At 72.1% G+C, this 26,042-nt stretch carries 18 protein-coding genes; 8 read left to right on the top strand and 10 right to left on the bottom strand.

The genetic code is table 11. The annotated features are described in order from the left end of the window. Positions 1–23: 23 nt before the first annotated feature. On the top strand, positions 24–482 hold the full coding sequence (locus tag HHX30_RS24310) for a flavin reductase family protein (protein WP_169984338.1): 459 nt from the start codon (positions 24–26) through the stop codon (positions 480–482). On the opposite strand, the gene HHX30_RS24305 is transcribed toward HHX30_RS24310, so the two are convergent. Continuing rightward, complete coding sequence (locus tag HHX30_RS24305) at positions 475–2,166, bottom strand: S49 family peptidase (RefSeq protein WP_169984275.1); 1,692 nt, start codon at positions 2,164–2,166, stop codon at positions 475–477. The two genes, HHX30_RS24310 and HHX30_RS24305, sit on opposite strands and share 8 nt — an antisense overlap. A 139-nt stretch (positions 2,167–2,305) precedes the next feature. Further along, positions 2,306–3,829 (bottom strand): glycosyl hydrolase family 18 protein, encoded by a 1,524-nt coding sequence (locus HHX30_RS24300; RefSeq protein ID WP_169984274.1) that lies wholly within the window; start codon positions 3,827–3,829, stop codon positions 2,306–2,308. Between the two features lie 271 nt (positions 3,830–4,100). Between HHX30_RS24300 and HHX30_RS24295 the strand changes: the two genes are divergently transcribed. Beyond that, entirely contained in the window at positions 4,101–5,240 is a 1,140-nt protein-coding gene (locus HHX30_RS24295; protein ID WP_169984273.1) for a sensor histidine kinase, read from the top strand. Further along, positions 5,237–5,893 carry a response regulator transcription factor gene (locus HHX30_RS24290; RefSeq protein ID WP_169984272.1) on the top strand — a complete coding sequence of 219 codons (657 nt, stop codon included), beginning with the start codon at positions 5,237–5,239 and terminating at the stop codon, positions 5,891–5,893. Before HHX30_RS24295 ends, HHX30_RS24290 begins: the two co-directional genes overlap by 4 nt. A gap of 17 nt (positions 5,894–5,910) precedes the next feature. Here HHX30_RS24290 and HHX30_RS24285 read toward each other — a convergent pair whose 3' ends face one another. Then, entirely contained in the window at positions 5,911–6,843 is a 933-nt protein-coding gene (locus tag HHX30_RS24285; protein WP_169984271.1) for a LysR family transcriptional regulator, read from the bottom strand. 133 nt (positions 6,844–6,976) lie between these two features. Here HHX30_RS24285 and HHX30_RS24280 point away from each other — a divergent pair, with 133 nt between their 5' ends. Continuing rightward, positions 6,977–8,221 carry an MFS transporter gene (locus tag HHX30_RS24280; RefSeq protein WP_169984270.1) on the top strand — a complete coding sequence of 415 codons (1,245 nt, stop codon included), beginning with the start codon at positions 6,977–6,979 and terminating at the stop codon, positions 8,219–8,221. A 17-nt stretch (positions 8,222–8,238) separates the two neighbouring features. Here HHX30_RS24280 and HHX30_RS24275 read toward each other — a convergent pair whose 3' ends face one another. Continuing rightward, a complete protein-coding gene (locus HHX30_RS24275) occupies positions 8,239–8,916 on the bottom strand; it encodes a DUF2306 domain-containing protein (protein ID WP_211592437.1) in 678 nt (225 codons plus the stop codon). A 163-nt stretch (positions 8,917–9,079) separates the two neighbouring features. Here HHX30_RS24275 and HHX30_RS24270 point away from each other — a divergent pair, with 163 nt between their 5' ends. After that, positions 9,080–10,063 (top strand): NAD(P)-dependent alcohol dehydrogenase, encoded by a 984-nt coding sequence (locus HHX30_RS24270; protein ID WP_169984269.1) that lies wholly within the window; start codon positions 9,080–9,082, stop codon positions 10,061–10,063. A 39-nt stretch (positions 10,064–10,102) separates the two neighbouring features. Here HHX30_RS24270 and glgB read toward each other — a convergent pair whose 3' ends face one another. The 4 genes from glgB to HHX30_RS24250 are packed head-to-tail and all read right to left on the bottom strand — an operon-like array spanning position 10,103 to position 17,552. Continuing rightward, the gene (gene glgB, locus HHX30_RS24265) at positions 10,103–12,343 is read right to left on the bottom strand and encodes a 1,4-alpha-glucan branching protein GlgB (protein ID WP_169984268.1); all 2,241 of its coding nucleotides are present in this window, start codon (positions 12,341–12,343) and stop codon (positions 10,103–10,105) included. A 46-nt stretch (positions 12,344–12,389) separates the two neighbouring features. After that, positions 12,390–13,739 (bottom strand): maltokinase N-terminal cap-like domain-containing protein, encoded by a 1,350-nt coding sequence (locus HHX30_RS24260; protein ID WP_169984267.1) that lies wholly within the window; start codon positions 13,737–13,739, stop codon positions 12,390–12,392. Then, positions 13,736–15,472 (bottom strand): maltose alpha-D-glucosyltransferase, encoded by a 1,737-nt coding sequence (gene treS, locus HHX30_RS24255; RefSeq protein WP_182906375.1) that lies wholly within the window; start codon positions 15,470–15,472, stop codon positions 13,736–13,738. The genes HHX30_RS24260 and treS overlap by 4 nt, the downstream gene beginning before the upstream one ends. A 31-nt stretch (positions 15,473–15,503) precedes the next feature. Continuing rightward, complete coding sequence (locus HHX30_RS24250) at positions 15,504–17,552, bottom strand: alpha-1,4-glucan--maltose-1-phosphate maltosyltransferase (protein WP_169984266.1); 2,049 nt, start codon at positions 17,550–17,552, stop codon at positions 15,504–15,506. 381 nt (positions 17,553–17,933) lie between these two features. Between HHX30_RS24250 and glgP the strand changes: the two genes are divergently transcribed. Genes glgP through HHX30_RS24235 form a run of 3 tightly spaced genes read left to right on the top strand, consistent with a single transcriptional unit; the run spans position 17,934 to position 22,439 of the window. Then, complete coding sequence (glgP, locus tag HHX30_RS24245; protein ID WP_169984265.1) at positions 17,934–20,531, top strand: alpha-glucan family phosphorylase; 2,598 nt, start codon at positions 17,934–17,936, stop codon at positions 20,529–20,531. 54 nt (positions 20,532–20,585) lie between these two features. After that, a complete protein-coding gene (locus HHX30_RS24240; protein WP_169984264.1) occupies positions 20,586–21,644 on the top strand; it encodes a glycosyltransferase family 4 protein in 1,059 nt (352 codons plus the stop codon). A gap of 21 nt (positions 21,645–21,665) precedes the next feature. Then, positions 21,666–22,439: an enoyl-CoA hydratase/isomerase family protein gene (locus HHX30_RS24235; RefSeq protein ID WP_169984263.1), complete on the top strand. Its 774-nt coding sequence runs from the start codon at positions 21,666–21,668 to the stop codon at positions 22,437–22,439. 5 nt (positions 22,440–22,444) lie between these two features. On the opposite strand, the gene HHX30_RS24230 is transcribed toward HHX30_RS24235, so the two are convergent. Together HHX30_RS24230 and HHX30_RS24225 are read right to left on the bottom strand one after the other, a co-directional pair. Then, positions 22,445–23,320, bottom strand: coding sequence for an alpha/beta fold hydrolase (locus HHX30_RS24230; RefSeq protein WP_169984262.1), 876 nt, complete (start codon positions 23,318–23,320; stop codon positions 22,445–22,447). Positions 23,321–23,323: 3 nt separating this feature from the next. Next, positions 23,324–26,023, bottom strand: coding sequence for a LuxR family transcriptional regulator (locus HHX30_RS24225; RefSeq protein WP_169984261.1), 2,700 nt, complete (start codon positions 26,021–26,023; stop codon positions 23,324–23,326). Positions 26,024–26,042 lie beyond the last annotated feature (19 nt).

Here is a 26,042-nt window from a genome sequence, read left to right as displayed (position 1 = left end):
GGCAGGGGCTGTTCACCGAGGCCATGGGGCAGGTGGCCGCCGGCGTGGCGGTGGTGACGGTCAAGGACGACCGCGACGACCTCGGTACGACGGTCGCGACCCTGATGTCGGTGTCGCTCGACCCGCCGCTCGTGCTGGTCAGTCTCGACTCGGCCGGATACCTCGCCGAGGTGCTGCTGCGCCGGGACCGCTGGTCCGCGAGCGTGCTGGCCGACGGCCAGCAGGCGGTCGCCTCCCGGTTCGCCGCGGCCGGACGGCCGAGCGCCCGGCTCCTGCTGGCCGGGGTCGCCCACCACCGCGGCGCGCACAGCGAGGCGCTGGTCGTGGAGCGCGGGGTGGCGGCGATCGAGGCCGAGACGACGCAGGTCGTCCCGGCCGGTGATCACACGCTGTTCGTCGGGGAGGTCCTCGGCGTCGACTACGTCGACGCCTCCAAGGCCCCGCTCGTACGGCTCCGCTCCCGCTACCGCGCGATCACCTGATCGTCCAGTAGCCCGGCAGCACCAGGGGGCCGTACGCCGGGAGGCCGAGCTGCCCGGCCATCCGCGCCAGCGGTCCCCACGCCTCGAGACGCACCCGGGCGAGCGCGGCCGACCTGTCCTCGCTGGACTCCGGCGGGCGCAGCCGCTCCAGGGGATGCATGCGCGGATAGGTCCGTACGGGGGCGTCGTCGGCCAGCCCGGCCCGGCGGCGGGCCAGGGAGAGGGCGTCCTCGAGGCCGCCGAGCTCGTCGGCGAGGCCGGCCGCCTTGGCGTCGGCGCCGGTCCACACGCGGCCCCTGGCCAGCTCGTGCGCCCGGTCCGTGGTGAGGCCGCGGCCCTGTGCCACCTTCCCCACGAAGTCGTCGTAGATGCGGTCGAGCCAGGCGTTCACCCGCTCCCACTGGGTCTCGGAGAACGCGGTGGACGGCGAGAACATCCCGGCGTTGGCGCCCTCGGCGACCGACTCGGTCACCACGCCGAGCTTGCCGAGCAGCTCGCCGACGACGGGCTTGCCGCCGAACACGCCGATCGAGCCGGTCAGCGTGCCCGGCTGGGCCACGATCACGTCGGCGGCCATCGACACGAAGTAGCCGCCGGAGGCCGCCAGGTCGCCCATCGACACGATGACCGGCTTGCCCGCCTTGCGCGCCAGCACGACCTCGCGCCAGATCGCGTCCGAGGCGACGTACGACCCGCCGGGGCTGTCCACGCGGAACACGATGGCCTTGACCTTCTCGTCCCGCCGGGCCGAGCGCAGGGCGGCGCAGATGGTGTCGGAGCCCATCGAGCCCCCGCCGCCGAGCGGCGAGCGGCCGCTGCGGCCGAGGCGGATCATGCCGTTGCCGTGGACCAGGGCGACCGTGTCGGCCCCCGGGTGGGGGAGCTTGCCGGACAGCGTGTTCTTGGCGTACCGCGACACGTAGAGCAGGTGCGCGCCGTCCTCGACGGTCTCGCCGTAGACCTCGTCGCGATACTTCAGCCCGTCCACCAGCCCGGCCTCGACGGTCTCCGCCCCGATGAAGGGGCCCTGGTCGATCAGCTCGCGCACGCGCTTCGGATCGAGGCCGCGCGCGTCGGCGATGCCGGCGACCACCTGCTCGGTGATCGACTCGGCGATGCGCCCGGCCGACTCGCGGTGGGCGTCGGTCATGTGGTTCTGGGTGAACGTGTTGGCCGCGGTCTTGTACTCGTGCCGCTGGCCGAGCTGATACTCCACCCCGGCCTTGGCGAGCGCGTCGCGCAGGAACCGCTGCTCCAGCGCCACCCCGGTCAGGCCCACATCGCCGGAGGGCTGGAGGTAGACCCGCTCGAAGGCGCTGGCCAGGTAGTAGGGGACGGTGCCCGCGCCGAACTCGCCGAACGTCTCGGCGAACGCGACGGTCCGCTTGCCCGCGGCGCGCAGCTTGACCACGGCGGTGCGCAGCTCCTGCACCATGCCGAGGCCGAGGGGATTGCCGCCGATCTTGACGATCAGGGCGGTGACGCGAGGGTCCTTGCGGGCGCGGCGCAGGCCCGACAGCACGTCGGTGAGGCGCGCCTTGCGCATGGACAGCAGGGCGGAGACAGGGTCGGCGGGCGGGCCTTCCGACAGTCCCTCGGTCAGGTCCAGCTCCAACACGAGCGGCGCGGTACGGCGCTGCCGCAGCTTGCCCACCGTTTCAACGATCGTCCTCGTCGCGTCCATAAATGCCACCATAAGCGACGGTTTAGCCGGGATGGCCGGATGATGTTGCACATGCGTCGGCCCCCGCGCCACGTGCGCGGGGGCCGACGCCGGACTACCTGAGGCCGTTGGACGGCGCTACTTGAGCCGTTGGACGGTGTTACTTGAGGCCGCCGGCCATGGCGTTGATCAGCTCGCCGTTGGCGGTGTCACCGCTGAACTCCCAGAAGAAGGCCCCGCCGAGACCCTGGTTCTTGGCGTAGGTCATCTTCCCGGCGATGGTGGCGGGGGTGTCGTAGCTCCACCAGTTCGAGCCGCACTTGGCGTAAGCCGTGCCGGCGACGGTGCCGGTGGCCGGGCAGCTGTTCTTGAGGACCTTGTAGTCCTCGATGCCCGCCTCGTACGTGCCGGGCGCCGCGCCGGTGGCGGTACCGCCGGGAGCGGCCTGGGTGACGCCGGTCCAGCCGCGGCCGTAGAAGCCGATGCCCAGCAGGAGCTTGCTCGCTGGCACGCCCTTGCTCTTCAGCTTCTGGATGGCCGCGTCGGAGTAGAACCCGGCGGTGGGGATGCCGGAGTAGGAGGTGAGCGCCGAGTGCGGGGCCGTCGGGCCCTGCGCGGCCCAGGCGCCGAAGTAGTCGTAGGTCATCACGTTGTACCAGTCGAGGTACTGCGCCGCGCCGCCGTAGTCGGCGGCGTCGATCTTGCCGCCGCTAGTGCCGTCCGCGGTGATCGCGGCGGTGACGAGGTAGCTGGAGCCGAACTTGGCCCGCAGGGCCGCCATCAGGTTCTTGAACGCCGCCGCACCGCTGGAGTCACAGCTCAGGCCGCAGGCGTTCGGGTACTCCCAGTCGATGTCGATGCCGTCGAACACGTCGGCCCAGCGCGGGTCCTTCAGCAGGTTGTAGCAGGAGTTGGCGAAGGCGGTGGGGTTGGCGGCCGCCTGGCCGAACCCGCCGGACCAGGTCCAGCCGCCGAAGGAGTAGAGCACCTTGATGTGCGGATACTGCGCCTTCAGCTTCCGCAGCTGGTTGAACGCGCCGCGCAGCGCGTTGGGGTTGTCCCAGGTGTCGGCCTTGCCGTCCACGCTGTTGGCCGCCGTGTAGGCCATGTCGTAGTCGGCGTAGGAGTCGCCGATCGCGCACTGGCCGTTGGTGACGTTGCCGAAGGCGTAGTTGATGTGGGTGAGCTTGGCGGCCGAGCCGCTGGTCACGATGTTCTTCACGAAGTACTGGCGGCCGTACACACCCCAGTCGGCGAAGTAGCCGAGCACCTTCTTGCCGCCTGGCGGCGGGGGCGTCGGGCTCTTGGTCGGCGACGCGGAGGGCGACGCGGAGGGCGACGCGGAGGGCGAGGCCGAGGGCGATGTGGACGGCGACGCGGACGGCGACGTGCTCGGGCTGGCCGAGGGGGAGCTGCCCGACAGGAGCCTCCACAGGGCCGGGACGTTCGGCGGCTCCCAGCCGGTCAGGGACGTGTGCGCCTGGATGGCCTCGTAGTCCTTGCCGGAGTACGTGACCCGGGCGCCGACGGCGTACCAGGTGTTGGGGGCCCAGGCCGTGTACGCGAGGACGGCCGACTGGCTGTGGGGGACGGCGGCGGGGGCCGCGGCGGAGGCGGTCCCGATCGCGAGCGGCGCGAGGAGCGCGGCACCGGCGATCACGGACCCGAGGAGGATTTTGCGCAACGGAGCTCCTGCTCTTGGGGGGTAAAGGACAGGAAAGTTTCCTATTAATTTGCGAGCGTAAGCATTCCTCGCCGGATGGTCAACGCCCTGTCGGGCCCCTAAACGTCGCTTAAGCCTTCGCTAAGGTCACCGGCCGTGCGCCGGGCCCCGGTGCGGAGGCGCGGTGTGGAGGCGCGGTGTGGAGGCGCGGTGTGGAGGCGCGGTGCGGAGGCGACACAGGAGTCTCCGTCCGGGCCGGTTCCCGCCGGCCCGGCTTCCGTACGATGAAGCCGTGCCCGGCCTCATCCGCTCCATATGGTGCGAGCCCCGTCCCCCCGATCCGCCCCGGCGCGTGTGGCGGGACTGGGTGCTCGTCGGGGTGCTCGCGCCCCTCGCGGTGCTCGAAGGGGTGCTGCGGCCGGACCTTCCGATGCGGCCGTTCGCGGTGGTCGTCACCGTCGGGCTGCTGCCCACGCTGCTGTGGCGCCGGACCAGGCCGCTGGCGATGCTGGCGATCTGCTTCGCCGTCACGAGCCTGGTCCCGATCCTCGTGGCCGGCGCGACGCTCGACGTGTACACGCTGGGATACATGCTGATCCTGCCGTACGCGTTGTTCCGGTGGGGGTCGGGCCGCGAGATCGTGACGGGCCTGGGAATCCTGCTCACCGCCGTCGGTCTCTCCGTGCTCGTCGACCACGCCGCTCCCGCCGACGCGGTCGGGCCGTTCGCCGTCACGCTCGCGACCACCAGCCTGGGCGGCGCGTTCCGGTACCGCGCCGGGGTGAGGGCGCGCGAGCTGGACCAGGTCAAGCTGCTGATGCGCGAGCAGCTCGCCCGCGACCTGCACGACACGGTCGCGCACCACGTCTCCGCGATGGCCATCCGCGCGCAGGCGGGGCTCGCCACGTCGGCGTCGCGCCCGGACGCCGCGGCCGAGGCCCTCCGCGTGATCGAGGCCGAGGCGGCGCGGGCCCTGGACGAGATGCGTGCCATCGTCCGCGTCCTGCGCCGGGACCGGCCGGCGGAGCTGACACCCGGGCGGCGCATCACCGACATCGAACTCCTCGCGAGCCGGGGCGGCTCCCACCATCCGGCGGTCGAGGTGGAGATCTCCGGCGACCTGGACGGCCTGCCCCCGTCGGTCGAGTCCGCGGTCTACCGCATCGCCCAGGAGTCGGTGACCAACGCCCTGCGGCACGCGCGGCACGCCACCCGGGTCGAGGTGCGCGTCGCCGCCGAGGACGCGGCGGTCCGCCTGTGCGTACGCGACGACGGCGACGGCCCCGCGCGTCCGGCCGAGCCGCCGGGATACGGGATCGTCGGCATGAGCGAGCGCGCGAACCTGCTGGGCGGCACGTGCGTGGCCGGCCCGGACCGCGATCGGGGGTGGACCGTGACCGCGGTGCTCCCCCGGGACGGGGCCGCGACATGAGTGTTCGGGTGCTGATCGCCGACGACCAGGAGATCGTGCGCACCGGGCTCGCGATGATCCTCGACGCCCAGCCGGACATCGAGGTCGTCGCCACGGCCCCCGACGGGCGGCGCGCCGTCGAGCTCGCCCGGCGCCTGCGTCCCGACGTGTGCCTGTTCGACATCCGCATGCCCGGCGTCGACGGGATCGAGGCGACCAGGTCCCTCGCCGGACCGGACGTCGCCGACCCCCTCGCCGTCGTCGTCATCACCACGTTCGACCTCGACGAGTACGTCTACGCCGCCCTGAAGGCCGGGGCCCGGGGCTTCCTGCTGAAGAACGCCGGCGCCGAGATGCTCTCCCAGGCCGTCCACGCCGCCGCCGACGGGGACGCGCTCATCGCCCCGAGCGTCACCGCCCGGCTGCTCGGGACCTTCGCCCGCACCGGTCCCGCCTCGTCGCTCCCGCAGCCCGTCGAGGCGCTCACCTACCGGGAGGAGGAGATCCTCGCCGCCGTGGCGCGCGGCCGGACCAACAGCGAGATCTCCGCCGAGCTGCACATCTCGCTCAGCACGGTCAAGACCCACGTCGCCAGCCTGATGGCCAAGCTCGGCGCCCGCAACCGTGTGGAGATCGCCATCTGGGCCCATCAGACCGGCCGCGTCAGGAGCTGACCGGGGTCCCGCGGCGCTCAGCGCCGGGTCGCCCAGCCCGGCGCCCAGGTTCCGGCCGCGTCGAGGTCGACAGCCGCGGCGAGGTGGGTGCGGAGGGTGGCCAGCGCGGGGTGGGCGTTGTCGCGGTGCCACAGGAGCGAGTGCGGGTAGACGGGCGTGGGATCGGTCACCGGGATGCGGCGCAGGCCGTGGCCGGCGGGCCAGACGAGGCGGGTGTGCCCGCCCATGAAGGTGGCCAGGGCAGGGGTGTCGGCGACGGTGTCGAGGAGCGCGTCGGAGCCGAAGTTGGGACCGGTCGCCTCGATGGTGAGGCCGAACTCGGCGACGAGGTCGGCGTAGTAGGCGGCCCATTCGGTGCCGGGCACGATGCCGGGCATCCAGATCCGGTGCCCGGCGAGCTGAGCGACGGTCACCGACCGGGCGCCCGCCAGCGCGTGGGCGGGACCGGTGAGGAGCTGGAGCGGCTCGTCGAGCACCCGGACGGACTCGATGTCCTCGGGCAGCGGCCGGCCGGGCATGGCGACGGCGCGGAAGGACGCGTCGATCGCGCCGGATCGGATGGCGGCGACGGCCCGCTCGATGTCGAGCAGCATCACCACGTCGAGCTCGATCTCGGGGTGCGTGCGGTGGAAGCCGCGCATCAGGCCCGAACCCGCGCCGCGCGAGCTGAGTACGTCGACGCGCAGCGGACGACTGCCCGCGCGCACGGACGCGACGGCCCGGTCGGCGGCGCGCAGCAGCTCCCGGGCGTGGGGCAGGAACGCCTGCCCGTCGATGGTGAGCTCGGCGCCGCGCGGCGTGCGGGTGAACAGCCGCACGCCGAGGTCGCGCTCCAGCGCGGCGATGCGCTTGGAGACGGCCTGCTGCGTGATCGCCAGCTCGGCGGCGGCCTCCTGGAACCGCCCCGCGTCGGTGGCGGCGACGAAGGTCCGGACGGTGTCGAGATCCATGCGGACACCCTATGGATACAACCGTTGGTTGTGGCCGAGTGGCCTTTCGGTTGTTTGATCTCGGGTCATGATGCTCGCTTTGATGTTCCGATCGCGGATCGGTTGTGCGGGCGGGTGGCGAGGAGCGTCGAACATGCGGGACGGGCACCGGTTGGGGCGGCGGTTCGGGTGGCTCTGGGCGGCGTACGGAACCAGCGCGCTCGGCACCTGGCTCGCCTTCGGCGCGTTCCCGCTGATCGCGGTCCAGGTGCTGCACGCCGGGCCGGCGGCGGTCGCGGCGTTGTCCTCGGTGGGGGCGGCGGTGGGCGCGGCCGTGGCGGTGCCGCTCGGCCCGTGGGTGGAGTTCCGCCGCAAGCGGCCGGTGCTGATCGGGACGGACCTGGTGCGGTGCGCGGCGCTGCTGACGATCCCCGCCGCGTTCGCGCTCGGCGTGCTCTCCTTCGTCCAGCTCCTGCTGGTCTCCGTGGTCGTCGCGGCGGCCGACATCACCTTCCGCGCCGCCTCCGGCGCGTACCTGAAGACGCTGGTGCCGGCCGAGCACCTGCTCGTCGCCAACGCCCGGTTCGAGTCCACGTCGTGGACGACCACGATCATCGGACCGCCGCTGGGCGGCGCCGCGATCGGGCTCCTCGGCCCGGTGGCGACGGTGGTGGCCGACGCGGTCAGCTACCTGCTCTCGGCCCTGGGCATCCGCGCGACGGGCGGCGGGGAGCCGCGCCCCGAGCGCCGGGAGGCCGCGCGCATGCGGGCCGGGGACCTGCTGGACGGCTGGCGGTACATCCTCGCCGACGCGACGCTGCGTCCGCTGTTCTTCAACACCGCCGTGTTCAACGGCCTGGTGATGGCCGCCGACGCACTGCTGGCCGTCCTGATGCTCGGCCGGCTCGGGTTCGAGCCGTGGCAGTACGGCCTCGCCTTCGCCGCGCCCTCCGTCGGCGGGCTGCTCGGTTCACGGCTGGCCCGGCCGCTCGTCACCAGGTTCGGGCAGCACCAGGTCCTGGTCGTGTCCGGGGCGCTGCGCGCGCTCTGGCTCGTCGGCCTGGCCTTCGTGGGGCCGGGCACCGGAGGGCTGCTGCTGGTGATGGGCGTCGAGCTCGGGCTCATCTTCTGCTGCGGGGTCTTCAACCCTGTCTGCGCCACCTACCGCCTCGAGCGCACCGCGACCGGCCGGATCGCCCGCACGCTGTCCGCCTGGACGGTGACGACGAAGGCCTCGACCGCGCTGCTGACGGCCGTCTGGGGCGTGCTGGGCGGCCTGCTCGGCCCGCGCACGGCCATCGGCCTGGCCGGCGTGCTCCTGGTGGCGACCCCGCTGCTGCTCCCCCGGCGTGCCGCGGCGCCGCTCGCCGAGCCGGAGCCCGCACCGAGCCGCGCCTGAAGGGCCGCCGGTGCCGCCTACCTCGTCCCTCTGCGGATCGCCCATTCGGCGACGGCGAGGTTGATCGCCCACCCGGTGCCCATCAGCAGCGCCCGGGGGAGCGGGCCGGGCTCGCCGGCCAGCGCCATCCAGGGCCCGACGGTCAGCAACTGGGTGCCCGCGCCCATGCCGATCGCGTAGCCCCGGGTCATCCAGGCGCGATGACGGGTGACGTCCCGCCGCCGGATCGCGGCGAAGCCGAGAACGAGGGACACGATCATCAAGGTGCCGAACGCCAGTCGCAGGCCCACGAGGAGGGCGCTGTCGTTCTGCAGTGCGGGATAGAACAGCGTCATCCACAGCCCCGAGAACGCGCTGACGAGCCCGGACGGAACCACGAGCCGCCCGGCGGCGCGGTGCCAGGCGGGCCTGCGGCGGCGTAACCCGGGGGCGAACTGGAGAGCCCCCACGAGGCTGAAGACGGTGACGGTGATGATGTGCGCGACAACGGGCGCGGGCGTCGCGAAATACCGGGCGCTGTCCTGCGTGATCGGCCCGCCGCCGGTCAGTTGCCCCAGCCGGGCGGCGCCGGCGATCACGGGGACGGCGCTGAGCGCGATCAGCGCGGCGGGCACGAGCCATCCCGTCCTGCGGGTCCTGCCCGTCGAGCCGCTCCGCGCGGGTGTGGGCCGTTCCGTCGATATTCCTTCGGTCATGACCCCGATGATGATTCGCGAGGCCGGTGCGGCTCATCGGCGGAAGGGCCGGATTCGCACCGCCCGATCGGCTGCCGATCGGGCGTACTTTCGGCCGATACGTTCTGCGCGCGGCGCTTCCTACGCTGAATCTCCCCACCGCCGAAGCGACGAGGAGAATGCGATGAAGGCCTTCGTCATACGCTCGTACGGCCCGCCCGACGTCCTGGAGCTCACCGACGTCGGCACGCCCGTGCCCGGTCCCGGCGAGGTGCTGGTCCGGGTGCGCGCCACCTCCGTCCAGCCGTACGACTGGCACCACATGAGAGGCGAGCCGTACGTCGCGCGCCTGATGGGCGGCACGCTCGGCCCGCGCCGGCCGCGGATCGGCATCCTGGGCGCCGACGTGGCCGGACAGGTGGAAGCGATCGGCGCCGGAGTCACCGCCTTCCGCCCCGGCGACGAGGTGTTCGCCCTGCTCACGCAGGGCGGCTTCGCCGAGTACGTGTGCGTGCCGGAGAGCGCACTGGCCAGGAAACCGGAGAACCTGTCGTTCGAGCAGGCGGCCGCGGTGCCGATGGCGGCTGTCACCGCACTGATCGCGCTCGACCAGGGACGGGTCCAGGCGGGGCACGAGGTGCTCGTGAACGGGGCCTCGGGCGGCGTGGGGACCTTCGCCGTGCAGCTCGCCAAGGCCTTCGGCGCCGAGGTCACCGGCGTGTGCAGCGGCCGGAACGCGGACCTGGTGCGGTCGCTCGGCGCGGACGAGGTCGTCGACTACACCAAGGAGGACTTCACCCGGCGCGGGCGGCGCCACGACCTGCTGCTCGACATCGCGGGCACCCGCGGGCTACGGGCCTGCACGCGGGCGCTGAAGCCCCGGGGGACGCACCTCGTCGTCGGCGGGCCGGCCGGACGGTGGCTGCAACCCGTCGGCCACATCGCCGCGACGCTCGCGGTGTCGCCGTTCGTGTCCCAGCGCGTGGTCGTGACCCAGACGGCCTACGGCGAGAAGGCGCGGGGCGACCTGATGCGGCTGACCGACCTCATCGAGGACGGCAAGGTCACCCCGGTGATCGACCGCGGCTACCCGTTCGACGAGATCCCGGCGGCCGTCGGGTACGTGGAACAGGGGCACGCCCGCGGAAAGGTCGTCATCACGCTCTGACCGGCCTCTCCGGGGCCCGCCTCCTCCGTCCCGGCGGCGTCAGAGCTCGGCGACCAGGGGGCCGTCCGGCTCCGGCGCCGGCTTCCCGGCCGCCTCCTCCAGTTGGGCGCGCTCGTCCATCTCCGGGCTCACGGGCGTGGGGCTCTCCACCGGCCGCAGCCACACGACGCCGAGCGGCGGCACGCGCAGCCGGGCCGAGCAGGGCAGCCCGTGCCGTGGCACCTCGACCGACTCGACCGCGCCCATGTTGCCGACGCCGCTGCCGGCGTACTCGTACGCGTCGGTGTTGAGGATCTCCTCCCACCGGCCGGGGGTCGGCAGGCCGAGGTGGTAGTCCTCGTGCGGGGCGCCGGAGAAGTTGGCGACGCAGGCGAGCACCGAGCCGTCCGCGCCGTACCGCAGGAACGACAGCACGTTGCCCGAGGCGTCGTCGGCGTCGATCCAGCGGAAACCCTCGTGGGTGCTGTCGCGGGAGTACAGCGCCGGCGACTCGCGGTAGACGCGGTTGAGGTCCCGCACCAGGCGGCGTACGCCCTGGTGGAAGTCGAAGTCGAGCACCCACCAGTCGAGGCCGCCCGCCTCCGACCACTCGGCCCCCTGGCCGAACTCGCCGCCCATGAACAGCAGCTGCTTGCCGGGGTGGGCCCACATGAAGCCGTACAACGCCCGCAGGTTGGCGAAGCGCTGCCACTCGTCGCCGGGCATCTTGCCCAGCAGCGACCCCTTCAGGTGGACGACCTCGTCGTGCGAGAGCGGCAGCACGAAGTTCTCCGAGAAGGCGTACATCAGGGAGAACGTCATCTGGTGGTGGTGATACTGCCGGTAGACCGGCTCGCGGGACATGTAGCTGAGCGTGTCGTGCATCCAGCCCATGTTCCACTTGAAGCCGAAGCCGAGCCCGCCGAGGTACGCCGGCCGCGAGACGCCGGGCCACGCGGTCGACTCCTCCGCGATCGTCACGATCCCCGGCTCCTCGCGGTAGACGACGGCGTTCATCTCCTTGAGGAACTCGATCGCGTCGAGGTTCTCCCTGCCGCCGTACTCGTTGGGCGTCCACTCGCCCTCGCGGCGGGAGTAGTCGAGGTAGAGCATCGAGGCCACCGCGTCCACCCGCAGGCCGTCGACGTGGAACTCCTTGAGCCAGTAGAGCGCGTTGGCGACCAGGAAGTTGCGCACCTCGTTGCGGCCGAAGTCGAAGACGTACGTGCCCCAGTCGGGGTGGGTGCCGCGGGCGGGGTCGGCGTGCTCGTAGAGCGGCGTGCCGTCGAAGCGGGCCAGCGCCCACTCGTCCATCGGGAAGTGCGCGGGAACCCAGTCCACGATCACGCCGATGCCGGCCCGGTGGAGCTCGTCCACCAGGTGGCGGAAGTCGTCGGGGGAGCCGAACCGCGACGTCGGGGCGTAGTAGGACGTCACCTGGTAGCCCCACGAGCCGCCGAACGGATGCTCGGCGACCGGCAGGAACTCCACGTGCGTGAATCCCATGTCCTCGACGTACTCGACCAGCTCCCTGGCCATGTCGCGGTAGGACAGGCCGGGCCGCCACGAGCCGAGGTGCACCTCGTAGGTGCTCATCGGCTCAACGAGGGCGTCACGTGTCGCCCGGCCGGTCATCCACTCCTGGTCGCGCCACTCGTACGCGGACCTCTCGACGATGCTGGCGGTCGCCGGGGGGATCTCGGTGCGGCGGGCCATCGGGTCGGCCTTCTCCCGCCAGATGCCGTCGAGGCCGAGGATCTGGAACTTGTACCGCGTGCCCTCGCCGATCTCCGGGAGGAACAGCTCCCACACCCCCGTCCGGCCGAGGGAGCGCATCGGGTGGGCGGCGCCGTTCCAGTGGTTGAAGTCGCCGATCACCCGCACGCCCTGCGCGTTCGGCGCCCACACGGAGAAGGCCGTGCCGTCCACGTCCTCGTGGCGCATCACCCGCGCCCCGAGCACCTCCCACAGCCGTTCGTGCCGTCCCTCGCCGATCAGGTGCAGGTCGAGCTCGCCCAGCGTCGGCCAGTGCCGGTACGGATCGTCCGTCTCGTACGGCGGGGCGTCGGGATAGGTGATGCGCAGGCGGTAGTCGGGAATCTTGTCGAGGCCGGGCAGCGTCACCTCGAAGACCCCGAAGGAGACGTGGCCCATCTCGTGCGCCGAGCCGTCGGCCAGCACCTCGACCTTCTCCGCGAAGGGGCGCAGGGCCCTGATCGTGACGCCGTCGGGCCCGGGATGGGCCCCCAATATCGAGTGGGGGTCGTGGTGTGCGCCCCCCGCCAGCCGGTCCAAATCCATGTCGCCAACCTGCCCTAGATGTTTCCCTCCGAACACCCTGATCTTGTCAGCGGAACGCCGCGATTGGGATGGGCAGCCACGAGGGGCGGTTCCGCGACTCGTAGACGACCTCGTACACCGCCTTGCTCAGCTCCAGGGCGCGCAGCAGCACGGCGTCGTCGCCGCGGATGCGGCCGCCGCCCTCGGAGTAGCCCGCCAGGAACGCGGCGCGGTTGCGCTCCGACCACTCCCGGGCCCGGCTCTCCAGTCCGTCGGCGTTCGGATGCCCGGCCAGCAGGTGCCGTGCGGCGTAGTCGAACGAGCGGAGCATGCCCGCCACGTCCCGCAGCGGCGAGTCGAGCGCCCGCCGCTCGGCCAGCGGCTGGCCCGGCTCGCCCTCGAAGTCGAGCACCACCCAGTCGGTCATGGTCCGCATGACCTGCCCGAGGTGGTAGTCGCCGTGCACGCGCTGCACCGGGATCTCGTGGCCGAGGTCGGACAGCCGGTCGAACGCCTCGGCGGCCACCGCGGCGTGCTCGCCGAGCCGCGGGACCTCGGCGATCGCCTTGTCCAGGCGGCGGCGGAACCGCTCGGTCATCCGCTTGATCTCGGGCGGCTCGATCGTCCCCGTGGGGAAGGCCCGCGCGAGTTCGCGGTGCACCTGCGCGGTGGCCAGCCCGAGACGCTGCGCCTCGGCGGCGAAGTCGCCTCCGGCGTCCTCCGCCGGCATGCCCTCCGGGCACGCGTAGAGGTCGCGCACGCTGGTCAGGGCCATCGACCAGCCCTCGTTGGCGTTCTGCAGATACTCCTGCATGATCGCCAGAGTGGTCGGCTCGCCCTGGAGCTCGGTCTCGATCCAGCCGTACGGCTTGGCCACGTGGGCCGAGCCTGCCTCGGCGAGTGCCGTGATGATCTCCAGCTCGGGGTTGACCCCCGGGTTGAGCTGGCGGAACAGCTTGAATATGTACTTGTCGCCGTACACCAGTGAGGTGTTCGACTGCTCGGCGGTCAGCACGAGGCTGCGGAGCGAGGTGTCGATCTCCGCTCCGTGGGTGCGGTGGAAGCCGAGGCCGTCGAAGCGGCGGTCCCCGGCCATCCCCTCCAGCAGGTGCCCCGTCAGGGCGGAGTCGTGCAGCGCGTCGTAGACGCCGACCTCGCGGCCGTCGCGGTGGCAGGTGCCGATCCGCACGTGGTCGAGCCGGTCGGGCAGGTGCTCGCGCAGCCCGACCGGGATCTGGTAGCGCGTGCGGCGCTCCCCCTGCCGCACACACACGATCAGATGCAGCAGCGCCGGATCACCGGCGGCGACCTCGATCTCGGATTCGATGGACAGTTCGTCGATGGCGCGCCCCTTGCCGGCGAACCACCGTTGTCCGGTGATCCAGCCGGCCAGGAGTCCCTGAAGTGAAGTCGTCACTCCTCCTTCGTGCCGGCCGTCCTGTGCGTGACGGGCAGTGTGAACCAGTAGAACCCATGCCCAGGGAGCGTCAAAAGATACGGAAGCTCGCCGATCGGGGGAAACGGAACTCCGCCCATGCACTCGACCGGCGTGGATCCCTCGAACCTGCGCAGGTCGAGCTCGACCGGCTGGGGGAAGCGCGACAGGTTGTTGACGCACAGCACGCGGTCGTCGCCCAGCTCACGGACGAACGCGAGCACGCTCGGGTTGGACGAGTTCAGCTCGGTGAACTCGCCGAGGCCGAACACCGGGTGACGCTTGCGGATCTCGATCATCCGCTTGGTGAAGTGGAGCAGTGAGCTGGCGCTCTTCTGCTGCGCCTCGACGTTGATCGCCTGGTACCCGTAGATCGGGTCCATGATCACGGGCAGGTAGAGCCGGCCGGGGTCGCAGTTCGAGAAGCCCGCGTTGCGGTCCGGCGTCCACTGCATCGGCGTGCGGACGCCGTCCCGGTCGCCGAGCCAGATGTTGTCGCCCATGCCGATCTCGTCGCCGTAGTAGAGCACGGGCGAGCCGGGCAGGCTGAGCAGCAGCGCGGTGAACAGCTCGATCTGGTTGCGGTCGTTGTCCAGCAGCGGCGCCAGCCGGCGCCGGATGCCGACGTTCGCCCGCATCCGGGGGTCCTTGGCGTACTCGGAGTACATGTAGTCGCGCTCTTCGTCGGTGACCATCTCGAGCGTGAGCTCGTCGTGGTTGCGCAGGAAGATGCCCCACTGGCAGTTCTCGGGGATCTTCGGCGTCTGGGCCATGATCTCCGAGATCGGGTAGCGCGACTCCCGCCGCACCGCCATGAAGATGCGCGGCATCAGCGGGAAGTGGAAGGCCATGTGGCACTCGTCGCCGCCGGTGACCGGATCGCCGAAGTACTCCACCACGTCGGCCGGCCACTGGTTGGCCTCGGCCAGCAGCACCCGGTCGGGGTAGATGCGGTCCACCTCGGCCCGCACCCGCTTCAGGTACGCGTGGGTCGCCGGCAGGTTCTCGCAGTTGGTGTCCTCCTGCTCGAACAGGTACGGGATCGCGTCGAGCCGGAAGCCGTCGATGCCGAGGTCGAGCCAGAAGCGGATGACCTCCATCATCGCGTCCTGCACCGCCGGGTTCTCGAAGTTGAGGTCCGGCTGGTGGTGGAAGAACCGGTGCCAGTAGTACTGCCCCCGGACGGGGTCGAAGGTCCAGTTGGACGCCTCGGTGTCGATGAAGATGATCCGCGCGTCCTTGTAGCTCTCGTCCGTGTCGCTCCAGACGTAGAAGTCGCCGTACGGGCCGTCGGGGTCGTGGCGGGACGCCTGGAACCACGGGTGCTGGTCGCTGGTGTGGTTCATGACCAGGTCGGCGATGACGCGGATGCCGCGCTTGTGCGCCTCGTCGACCAGCTTGATGAAGTCTCCCAGGTCACCGAAGTCCGGGAGGATCTTCATGTAGTCCGAGATGTCGTACCCGCCGTCCTTGAGGGGGGACTCGTACAGCGGGAGCAGCCAGAGGCAGTCGATGCCGAGCCACTGGAGGTAGTCCAGCTTCTCGATGAGGCCGCGGATGTCGCCGGTGCCGTCGCCGTTCGAGTCGGCGAAGCCCCGGATCAGCACCTCGTAGAAGACAGCCCGTTTGTACCAGCGCTGATCCCGGGGTTCCTCCTCGTTGAAGGTGTTCGGGATGGGCTGTGTGTGACTGGGCTGAGGTGTCGTCGAGCTCACCTGTTGACTCCCCGGATGTGCAGAGCTGCGCTCACGGACGGTGCGCTGACCCGTGGCGGAGCGTGAGGATGTGTGCGGGATGGACGTGCGGATCGAGGCGCACGTAGTTCGCCTGCCCCCAGCGGTACGACTCGCCCGACAGTTGGTCGTCGACGACGAACTCGGCATGCCAGTCGAGACCGAGGGCCGGCATGTCGAGCCGGACCGTCGCCTCGTGTGTGTTGTGTGGATCCAGATTGACGACGGCCAGCACGACATCGCCTAGTCCGTGCCGTCGTGTGGCCGTGTCGTAGGCGCCGGGCAGCCGCTTGGAGAAGCAGATCACGTTCGGCTGGTCGACGTTGTGAAACCGTAGGTTACGCAATTCCTGGAGCGCCGGGTGTGCTCTTCTCAACAAATTGAGCTGGGTAATGAACGGGGCAAGGCTGCGGCCCTCACGCTCCGCTTCCGCCCAGTCACGCGGCCTGTACTGGTACTTCTCGCTGTCGAGGTACTCCTCGCTGCCGGGACGCACCGGGACGTTCTCGGCCAGCTCATACCCGGAGTACACACCCCATGTAGGAGCCATCAACGCGGCCAGAACGGCCCGGATCTTGAACGCCGGGACGCCTCCGTGCTGGAGGTACTCGTGCAGGATGTCGGGCGTGTTGACGAACAGGTTCGGCCGCAGGTAGTGCGAGGTCTCGTGGGCCAGCTCCCGCAGGTAGTCCTCGACCTCCGGCTTGGAGTTGCGCCAGGTGAAGTAGGTGTACGACTGGTGGTAGCCGATCTTGGCCAGCGTCCGCAGCATCGGGGGCCGGGTGAACGCCTCGGCGAGGAACAGCACGTCGGGGTCGGTCGAGTTGATGTCCGACAGCAGCCGCTCCCAGAACCGGACCGGCTTGGTGTGCGGGTTGTCCACCCGGAAGATCCGTACCCCGTGGTCCATCCAGTGGCGGACCACCCGCTTGATCTCCGCGTAGATCCCCTCGGGGTCCTTGTCGAAGTTCAGGGGATAGATGTCCTGGTACTTCTTCGGCGGGTTCTCGGCGTACGCGATCGAGCCGTCGGCCCGGATGTTGAACCACTCCGGGTGCTCCTTGACCCAGGGATGGTCGGGGGAGCACTGGAGCGCGAGGTCGAGGGCGACCTCCATGCCCAGCTCGCGGGACTTCGCGACGAACGCGTCGAAGTCCTCGAGCGTGCCCAGGTCGGGGTGGATCGCGTCGTGTCCGCCCTCCTGCGCGCCGATGGCCCAGGGCGACCCGGGGTCGTACTGGTCGGGGGTCAGGGTGTTGTTGCGGCCCTTGCGGAACTGCGTCCCGATCGGGTGGATCGGCGGCAGGTAGACCACGTCGAAGCCCATCTGGGCGATCGCCGGGAGTCGCTTGGCCGCCGTCCTGAACGTCCCCGACTTGGGCGCGACGCCCTCCTGCCCGACCACGGCCCCCTCGGAGCGGGGGAAGAACTCGTACCACGAGCCGAACAGCGCCCGCCGCCGGTCCACCCTGACGCGGTTGCGGCCGGAGCGGGTGAGCAGGTCGCGCAGCGGGTGCGCGGCGATCAACGCGGCCGTCTCGGGCAGCTGGGTCACCGCGAAGCGCGCCCTGGGGTCCACCGCCTCGTCCCGCAGGCGGGCCGCGAGGGCCAGCAGCGCGGCGCGGTGCCCGCAGGTGCCGCCCGCCTCCGCCGCCGCGCAGTCCGCCGCCCGCACGCCCTTGGCCGCCCGCTCGAACAGCCGGGCGCCCTCCTCGCACATGAGGTCGGCGTCGAGGTTGCGGGGGATCTTGATGCCCGCGTCGTGCATCCAGGTGGCGATCGGGTCGCCCCAGGCCTCGACCCGGAACTGCCACAGGCCCTCGGCGGGGAGCGTCACCTCCACGCTCCACCGGTCGGTGCCCGGCGCGATCTCGCGCATGGGCGTCATCCGGCCCGGCGTGCCGCTCGGGTCGATCAGCACGACGCCGGCGGCGACCGCGTCGTGTCCCTCGCGGAACACGGTCGCGCTGATCTCGAAGGTCTCTCCCGCGGCGGCCTTGGCGGGCCACTGGCCGCAGTCGACGACGGGCTGGATGTCCTGGATGGGAATGCGTCCGATCATCGTCACTTCGTATCCGGGGGCGGCACACCGGGTGCCACCGGGGCTTGCGGGGCAGGAACTACTTGTGGTCAGGCGGGCAGCACGGAGGGCGGGGACCCGCTGGCCGCGGTCCTCTCCTCGTTCATACAGGGGTTGCCCTAATAGTCCACTCTTACCCCTGCCGAACGAAAGACCGCTCGCCGTGTTTGGGACGGTCTCCCGGGGAGATCGATCATTGCGTGCCGCTGGAGATCGTCCGGCGTGCACATCACCAGGTCAAAGGTACTTTGGTGAGGTTTGAACCGGTTTGATGGGGGTGAGAGCGTTCGAGAACTGGCATCGCAGTACGACAAGTTTGATTCGGTCGCGCGTCGTGGCGCTGAGTAACTAGGGTCTGGCCCCGTGAGAGCTATCCGCAGGTTCACTGTCCGAACCGTCCTTCCCTCACAGCTCGCACCTCTGGGCGAGTTGGTCCAAAATCTCCGATGGTCGTGGCACCCCGAGACCATGGACCTGTTCGCCGAGGTGGATCCCGAGGTCTGGGAGCGTGTCGACCACGACCCCGTCGCGCTGCTCGGCGCGGTCGAGGCCGGCAGGCTGCGCGAGCTCGCCCAGGACCGGCGATTCCTGCGCCGCCTGGCCGACGCCGCCGACGACCTGCGTGAGTACATGACCGCCCCCCGGTGGTACCAGTCGCTGGAGGGCGCGCCGAAGGCGATCGGCTACTTCTCGCCCGAGTACGGCATCTCCGCCGCCCTGCCGCAGTACTCCGGCGGCCTCGGCATCCTCGCCGGCGACCACCTCAAGGCCGCCAGCGACCTCGGTGTGCCGATCCTCGGCGTCGGCCTGCTCTACCGGCACGGCTACTTCACCCAGTCGCTGTCCGCCGAGGGCTGGCAGCTGGAGCACTACCCGTCCCTCGACCCGGGCGGCCTGCCGCTCACGCTGCTCAAGGAGCAGGACGGCGCTCCGGCCCGCATCAAGATCGGCCTGCCGGAGGGGCGCGTCCTGCACGCCCAGATCTGGGTGGCCCAGGTCGGCCGGGTGCCGCTGCTCCTGCTCGACTCCGACGTCGCCGAGAACGACGCGGTCGCCAGGGACGTGACCGACCGCCTGTACGGCGGGGGCGGCGACCACCGGCTGATGCAGGAGCTGCTGCTCGGCGTCGGCGGTGTGCGGGCCATCCGGGCCTACTGCCGGATCACCGGCCACCCGGAGCCCGAGGTGTTCCACACCAACGAGGGCCACGCGGGCTTCCTGGGCCTCGAGCGCATCCGCGAGCTCACCGAGGCCCGCCTGTCGTTCGAGGAGGCCCTGGAGGCCGTACGCGCCGGGACGGTGTTCACCACGCACACGCCGGTCCCCGCGGGCATCGACCGGTTCCCCGCCGAGATGATCGCCCGGCAGTTCGGCGGCTCGAACGCCTGGCCGACGGTGTCGGTCGACCGCATCCTGGAGCTCGGCGCGGAACCCGAGGGCCCCGACGCCGACCCGTCGGTGTTCAACATGGCGGTCATGGGCATGCGGCTGGCCCAGCGGGTCAACGGCGTGTCCGAGCTGCACGGCCAGGTCAGCCGGGAGATGTTCCAGGGCCTGTGGCCGGGCTTCGACGTGGACGAGGTGCCGATCGGCTCGATCACCAACGGCGTCCACGCCCCGTCATGGGTCGGCCGGGAGATGATGGAGCTCGCCGGCAAGGAGCTGCCCTCGCTGATCGACAAGGCGCAGGGCTGGGAGGGCGTGCACAAGCTCTCCGAGGCCGATATCTGGGGCATCAGGGGCACGCTGCGGGCCCGCCTGGTCGAGGAGGCGCGCCGGCGGCTGCGCAAGTCGTGGCGGCAGCGCGGCGCCAGCGAGGCCGAGCTCGGCTGGGTGGACGAGGCGCTCGACCCGGACGTGCTGACGATCGGCTTCGCCCGGCGAGTGCCCTCCTACAAGCGGCTGACCCTCATGCTCAGCCAGCCCGACCGGCTCCGCAGGCTGCTGCTGGATCCGGACAAGCCGGTGCAGATCGTCATCGCTGGCAAGGCGCACCCGGCCGACGAGGGCGGCAAGAAGCTCATCCAGCAGATCGTCCGCTTCGCCGACTCCGAGGACGTGCGGCACCGCATCGTCTTCCTGCCCGATTACGACATGGCGCTCGGCCAGCTCATGGTGACGGGCTCCGACGTGTGGATGAACAACCCGCTGCGCCCGCTGGAGGCGTGCGGCACGTCCGGCATGAAGGCGGCGCTCAACGGCGGCCTCAACCTGTCCATCCGCGACGGATGGTGGGACGAGTGGTACGACGGCAACAACGGCTGGGCCATCCCCAGCGCCGACGGCGTGGACGACCCCGATCGCCGCGACGAGCTGGAGGCCACGGCGTTGTACGACCTCATCGAGCGTGAGGTCGCCGACCGCTTCTACGACCGGGCCGCCGACGGCCTGCCGCGGCGCTGGCTGGAGATGGTCAAGCACACGCTGAGCTCTCTCGGGCCGAAGGTGCTCGCGGGGCGCATGCTGCGTGACTACGTCACCGACCTGTACACCCCGGCGGCGGCCTCAGCCCGCACGCTCGCGGCCGACGGCTACGGCGACGCCCGGCTGTTCGCGGCCTGGAAGCTGCGCGTGGCCAAGGCGTGGCCGGGCGTACGGGTCGAGCACGTCGAGGCGACCGGCGTGGGGGACACCCCCGAGCTGGGGGCCCGGCTGGAGCTGCGGGCCACGATCGCCCTCGGCGAGCTGTCGCCCGAGGACGTGCAGGTCCAGGCCGCCTACGGCCGGGTGGGCGCGCACGACGAGCTGCTGTCACCCGGCTATGTCACGCTCAAGGCCGACTCGGCGGGCGACGACGGCCGGGCGCACTACACGGGCGTCGTGCCGCTGGACCGCACGGGAGCCTTCGGCTACAGCGTGCGCGTGGTCCCGCTCCACCCGCTGATGGCGTCGGTCGCGGAGCTCGGCCTCGTCGCCGTCCCGGAGGAGCCGGTCGGCATGACCAACGGCACCCTGCGCTGATCGGTCACCCCTCTCGCCCGCTTTCGCCGCAGGTGAGAGGGGTAGACCAGCACCATGGCACGGGCCCTGCACGTCGCGATGGTCGCGCCGCCGTGGTACGACGTCCCGCCCCGCACGTACGGCGGCATCGAGGCGGTGATCGCCGGCCTGGTCGGCGGCCTGCGGGCGCGCGGGCACCGGGTCACCGTCGTCGGGGCCGGCCGCGGCGTGGATCTGCGGACCTACGAGGAGCCGCCCTCGGCGCGGATCGGCGAGTCGTATCCGGAGGTGGTGCACGCGGCCCAGGCGGCCCGCCTCCTGCGGGGTCTGGTCGTGGACGTCGTGCACGACCACTCGCTGGCCGGGCCGCTCACCGCCGCCGGGCGGCTCGTGCCGACGGTCGTCACCTGCCACAACGACGTGAGCGGGGAGCTCGGCGACTACTACCGTGGCCTCGGCGCGGAGGTGTCCCTGGTGGCCGTCTCCTCGGCCCAGCGGGCGCACGCGCCCGACCTCAACTGGGTGGGACGGGTGCACAACGCGGTGGACGTCGCGGCGTGGCCGTTCCGGGAGCGCAAGGACGACTGGGTGCTGTGGCTGGGGCGGCTCAGCCCGGACAAGGGCGCGCACCTCGCGATCGAGGCGGCGCGGGCGGCCGGGCGCCGCATCGTGCTGGTCGGCAGGCGGGCAGAGCGGGCCGAGCAGGCCTACTTCCGCGAGCGGGTGGAGCCGCTGCTCGGACCCGACGTCGAATACCTGGGGGAGGCGGACGGCGCGCTCAAGAGCGAGCTGTTCTCCCGGGCCCGGTGCCTGGTGCTCCCGCTGTCGTGGGACGAGCCGTTCGGCATGGTCATGATCGAGGCGATGGCCTGCGGCACGCCGGTGGTGGCGCTGCGGCGGGGCGCGGTGCCCGAGGTCGTGGCGGACGGGGTGACCGGTTACGTCCGTGACACGCCCGCCGAGCTGCCGGCCGCGATCGAGGCGGTCTCCGCGCTGGACCCGCACGCCGTGCGGGCCCGCGTGGTCAGGCACTTCGACGTGCCCGTGATGGTCGAGGGCTACGAGCGGGTCTACCGCGAGGTGAAGGCCGCCGCGCGGGCCGGTCCTCGAAGGCCCCTCCCGCTCGGGCGCTGATCACCCCTCTATGGTGGGGCCATGGGTGAATTCGTCAGGGTGGAGATCTCCGAGCACATCGCCACGATCACGCTCGACCGGCCGAAGATGAACGCGCTGAACCGGCAGGTCCAGGAGGAGATCGCGGAGGCCGCGCGGCTCGTGGACGCCGATCCGGCCACGCACGCGGTCATCGTCTACGGCGGCGAACGCGTCTTCGCGGCCGGAGCCGACATCAAGGAGATGGCGGTCATGTCCTACGCCGACATGGCCGTGCACTCGCGCACCTTGCAGGACTGCTTCACCGCCGTCGCGCGGATCGGCAAGCCGGTGATCGCGGCGATCACCGGGTACGCCCTGGGCGGCGGCTGCGAACTCGCGCTCTGCGCCGACTTCCGGGTGGCCGGGGAGAGCGCCAAGCTCGGTCAGCCGGAGATCACCCTCGGGATCATCCCCGGCGCGGGCGGGACGCAGCGCCTGCCCCGGCTCGTCGGACCCGCCCGGGCCAAGGACCTGATCTTCACCGGGCGGCACGTGGACGCCGCCGAGGCCCTCGCCATCGGCCTGGTCGACCGCGTGGTGCCCGACGGCGAGGTCTACACGGCGGCGCTCGAACTCGCCGCGACGTTCGCCGAGGGGCCGGCCGTCGCGGTCCGGGCGGCCAAGCTCGCGATCGACCACGGCCTCGAGACCGACCTCGACACCGGCCTGGAGATCGAGCGGCTCCAGTTCTCCGGCCTGTTCGCCACCCAGGACGCCCGGGAGGGCATGACGGCCTTCGCCGAGAAGCGCCGCCCCAAATTCACCGGCCGCTGAGAGGGTCACCCGGCCGCTGTGTGGGTGAGGACGGCGTCGGCCAGTTCCTCGTGCACCTCGGGCGGCAGGGTGTGGCCCATGCCCTTGACCGTCATCAGCCGGGCGCCGGGGATCCGCTCGGCGATCAGGGCGCCGTGGCCCGGCTTGGCGGGCTCGTGCGTGCCCTCGACGACCAGGGTGGGCGCCGTGATCCGGTGCAGGACGCCCACCGGCTCGAAGTCCGGCTTCGCCGCCGCCGCCAGCCGGTGGTTAACCGCCGCGTCGAGGTCCCGCGCCCGGTCGTACAGGCGTTCGGCCAGCCTGCGCGAGGCGTCCTCGTCGAACGGCAGGCCGGTGCCGTGCAGCACGCGGTCCTCCGCGATCATGCGCTCGATCCGCTCGCGCCGGTCCCGCGGCGGCGGCGCGGCGATCAGCTCGCGGTAGAACGCGACGAACTCCGGCGTGGGCTCGGGCAGGCTGCCCTCGGGCTGCGGCTCGCCCATCAGCGCCCGCATGATCACCGCGCCCTCACCGCCGCCGAGCGGCGACGAGCCGATGACGGTGAGCGTCCGCACGCGCTCCGGCCGCTCCACCGCGATCAGCTGCCCGAGCAGCCCGCCCGCCGAATGGCCGACCAGATGCGCGCTGTCCAGCCCGTGCGCGTCCATCACCCGCAGCACGTCGTCCTTGATGTCGTCCCATGTGTACGGATCCTTCTCGAAGTCGACGACGTCGGACATCCCGGTGTCGCGGTGGTCGTAACGGATCACGCGCCGGCCGCCGGCGGTCAGCCGGCCCACGAACTCGTCCGGCCACAGGATCCCCTGCGACATCGAACCCATCACCAGCACGATCGGCGCGTCGGCCGCGGCCCCGAACTCTTCACTCCAGATGTTTGGCATGGGCTAAAGCATGCTGTGCGGGGCCGCCGGCGCCTTCCGTAGAACTACTAGCCGCGCCAGTTCAGTACGCGAGGTGATGCCGAGCTTCGGATAGATCTTGTACAGGTGGTATTCGACCGTGCGCGGGCTGAGGAACAGCCGGGCGGCGATCTCCTTGCTGGTCGCGCCGTCCGCCACCAGGGTGGCGATGCGCAGTTCCTGCGGGGTGAGCGCGTCCAGCGCCGTTCCCCGCACGTCCGGCGCCACCTCGGGCGTCGCCGGCGCGTCCTTCTCCCGCCGGACGCTCTCGCCCGCCGCGCGCAGCTCGCTGTACGCACGCCGCGCCCACGGAGCGGCTCCCGCGCGCCGGAACGTCTCCAGCGCCGCGCGCAGGTGCGCCCTGGCCTCTCCCGGCCGGTGCGTGCGGCGCAGCCGCTCGCCCAGCAGGAGCCCCGTCCTGGCCGCCTCGAACGGGTTGGCGTGCAGCCGCGACGCCTCGCCGAGCGCCTCGACGGCCCGGTCGTCCGGCAGGACCAGGCCGCGGCACCGGGCGAGCAGCGCCCGCGACTCGGCCGTCCCCGCGTGGGCCGACCAGCGCTCGTACGCCTCCAGCGCCGCCAGGGCGGCGTCGGCGTCGCCCGCGCCGGCGGCGGCCTCGATCCGGTCCGGCGTGCTCCGCCAGACCACGGTCGGATGACCGGCTCCGGAGCCCGCGGTGACGATCGCGGTGAACCGGTCGTGCGCCGCGCCGAACCGGCCCAGGCACAGGTCGAGCATGGCCAGGGCGTACGCCGCGAGTCCGGCGCGCAGGCCGACCCGGTGCGGGACGGCGATGGCCAGCGCCTCCCTGGCGTACCGGCCGCAGGGCTCCTCCTCGCCGCGCAGGGCCGCCACGGCCGCGAGGTTGGCCAGGTGCGCGGCCACGGTGTTGGCGTATCCGGCCTCGCGGGCCAGCTCCAGGCCCTCCTCGGAGACGGCCCGGCTCTCCGCGAGGCGCCCGGCCAGCCGTTCGGCGGTGGCGACGAACTCCAGCACCACGGGCAACTGGCCCGTCATCCCGGAGACCCTGGCCACTCGCCCGGCCCGCTCGGCCAGCTCGGCGGACAGGTCCACCTCGCCGAGATGGCTGGCCGCAGCCGACGCCCACAGGAAATCGGCCGCCTCGCGCAGCTCGCCCGTGCGGCCGAGCGCCCGCCTGAGCAGGTCGTGCCCGTCGCCGCCGGCGAGCGTCGCGCCGATGCCGGCGAGCACGTCGCGCAGGAACCCCTCCGGGAAGGCCGCCGCCCGCCGCCCGATCTCGACGATGGCCGCGGTGTCGCCGACGTACGACGCCGCCTCCGCCGCGTCGGCCAGCATGTCCAGGGTGTCGCCCGCCGACAGGATCCGCACGGCCTCGGCGGCGTCGCCGGAGTTCAGCTCGAACCGCCCCCGCAGCTGGGCGATCTCCATGGTCAGCGCGGCGTCCGTCCCGGCGAACTCACGGGCCTCGGCCAGCAGGGACTCCGCCTGGCCGGGACGCCCGCCGAGCCAGGCGGCCACGGCGGCGTCCTTGAGCCGCCGGGCGCGCACGAGCGGTTCGGGGGTGAGCTCGGCGGCCCTGGTCAGGGCGGTGGCGGCGGCGCCGTACCCGCCCCGGTCCCGGTCACGCTCCGCGGCCAGCGCGAGCGCGGCGGCTACCGATTCGTCCTGACCGAGCGCGGCCCCGGCAAGGTGCCAGGCCCGCCGGTCCCCGCCGGACAGCTCGGCCAGCGCCGCGTGCGCCTCGCGGCGTCCGGCGGGGGACGCCGTCTCGTGCACCGCCGACCGGATCAGCGGGTGGCGGAACCGCACGTGCGTCCCGGACACGGCGATGAGCCCGGCGGACTCGAGCTCGGGCAGCGCGGCCTCGCCCGCGCCCAGCCGCCCGGCGGCCCGCAGCACCAGGTCGACGTCGCTCTCGACCGCCGCCAGCAGGGCGGTCAGCCGCGCCCCCGCCGACAGCGCGGCCACCCGGTCGCCGAAGAGCTGGGCACCGCCGGGCAGGGGATCGGGCAGCGGCTCCCGGCCCGCCCGCTGGGCGGGGGTGAGCAGCCGGGCCGTCTCGCGCAGCGCCAGCGGGTTGCCCCCGGTCAGCGCCACGAGGTCACGCCGGACCCGCGCCGCGAGCGTGAAACCGGCGTCGAGCAGTTCGGCGGCGGCCGCTCCGGCCAGCCCGGCGATCTCCAGCGAGGGCAGGCCCTTCACCGGCATCTCGCCGCGTACGGCCAGCGGCATCGCGATCGGCTCGGTGCCGAGCCGCCTGGCGGCGAACAGCAGGGCGTCGGCCGACGGCCGGTCCACCCACTGGAAGTCGTCGACGACGCAGATCAGCCCGTCCGGCGGGGCGGCCTCGGCCAGCAGCGACAGCACCCCGGCCGCCAGCAGGAACCGGTCGCCGGAACCGGCCGGGGCCAGCCCGAGCGCGCCGCGCACGGCCTGGGCCTGCGGTTCCGGCAGCGCGTCGAGCAACCCGGTCACCGGCAGCAGCAACTGGTGCAGGGCGGCGAACGCCAGATCGGCCTCCGCCTCCACCCCCGTGGTCCGCAGCACGCGCATGGGGCCGCCCCGGGAGGCCGCCTGGTCGAGCAGCGCCGTCTTGCCGGCGCCGGCCTCGCCGCGCAGCACCAGCGCGCCTCCGGAGCCCTTCCGCGCCCGATCGATCAGCTCGTCGATCGCGGCCGTTTCCACCGATCTGCCGTACAGCACAACCGCAGACTGTATTGCG

Origin of the sequence: Microbispora sp. H10836 (assembly GCF_012999525.1) — a bacterium.
GTDB lineage: Bacteria > Actinomycetota > Actinomycetes > Streptosporangiales > Streptosporangiaceae > Microbispora.
This window is presented reverse-complemented; position numbering and strand designations above follow the sequence as displayed.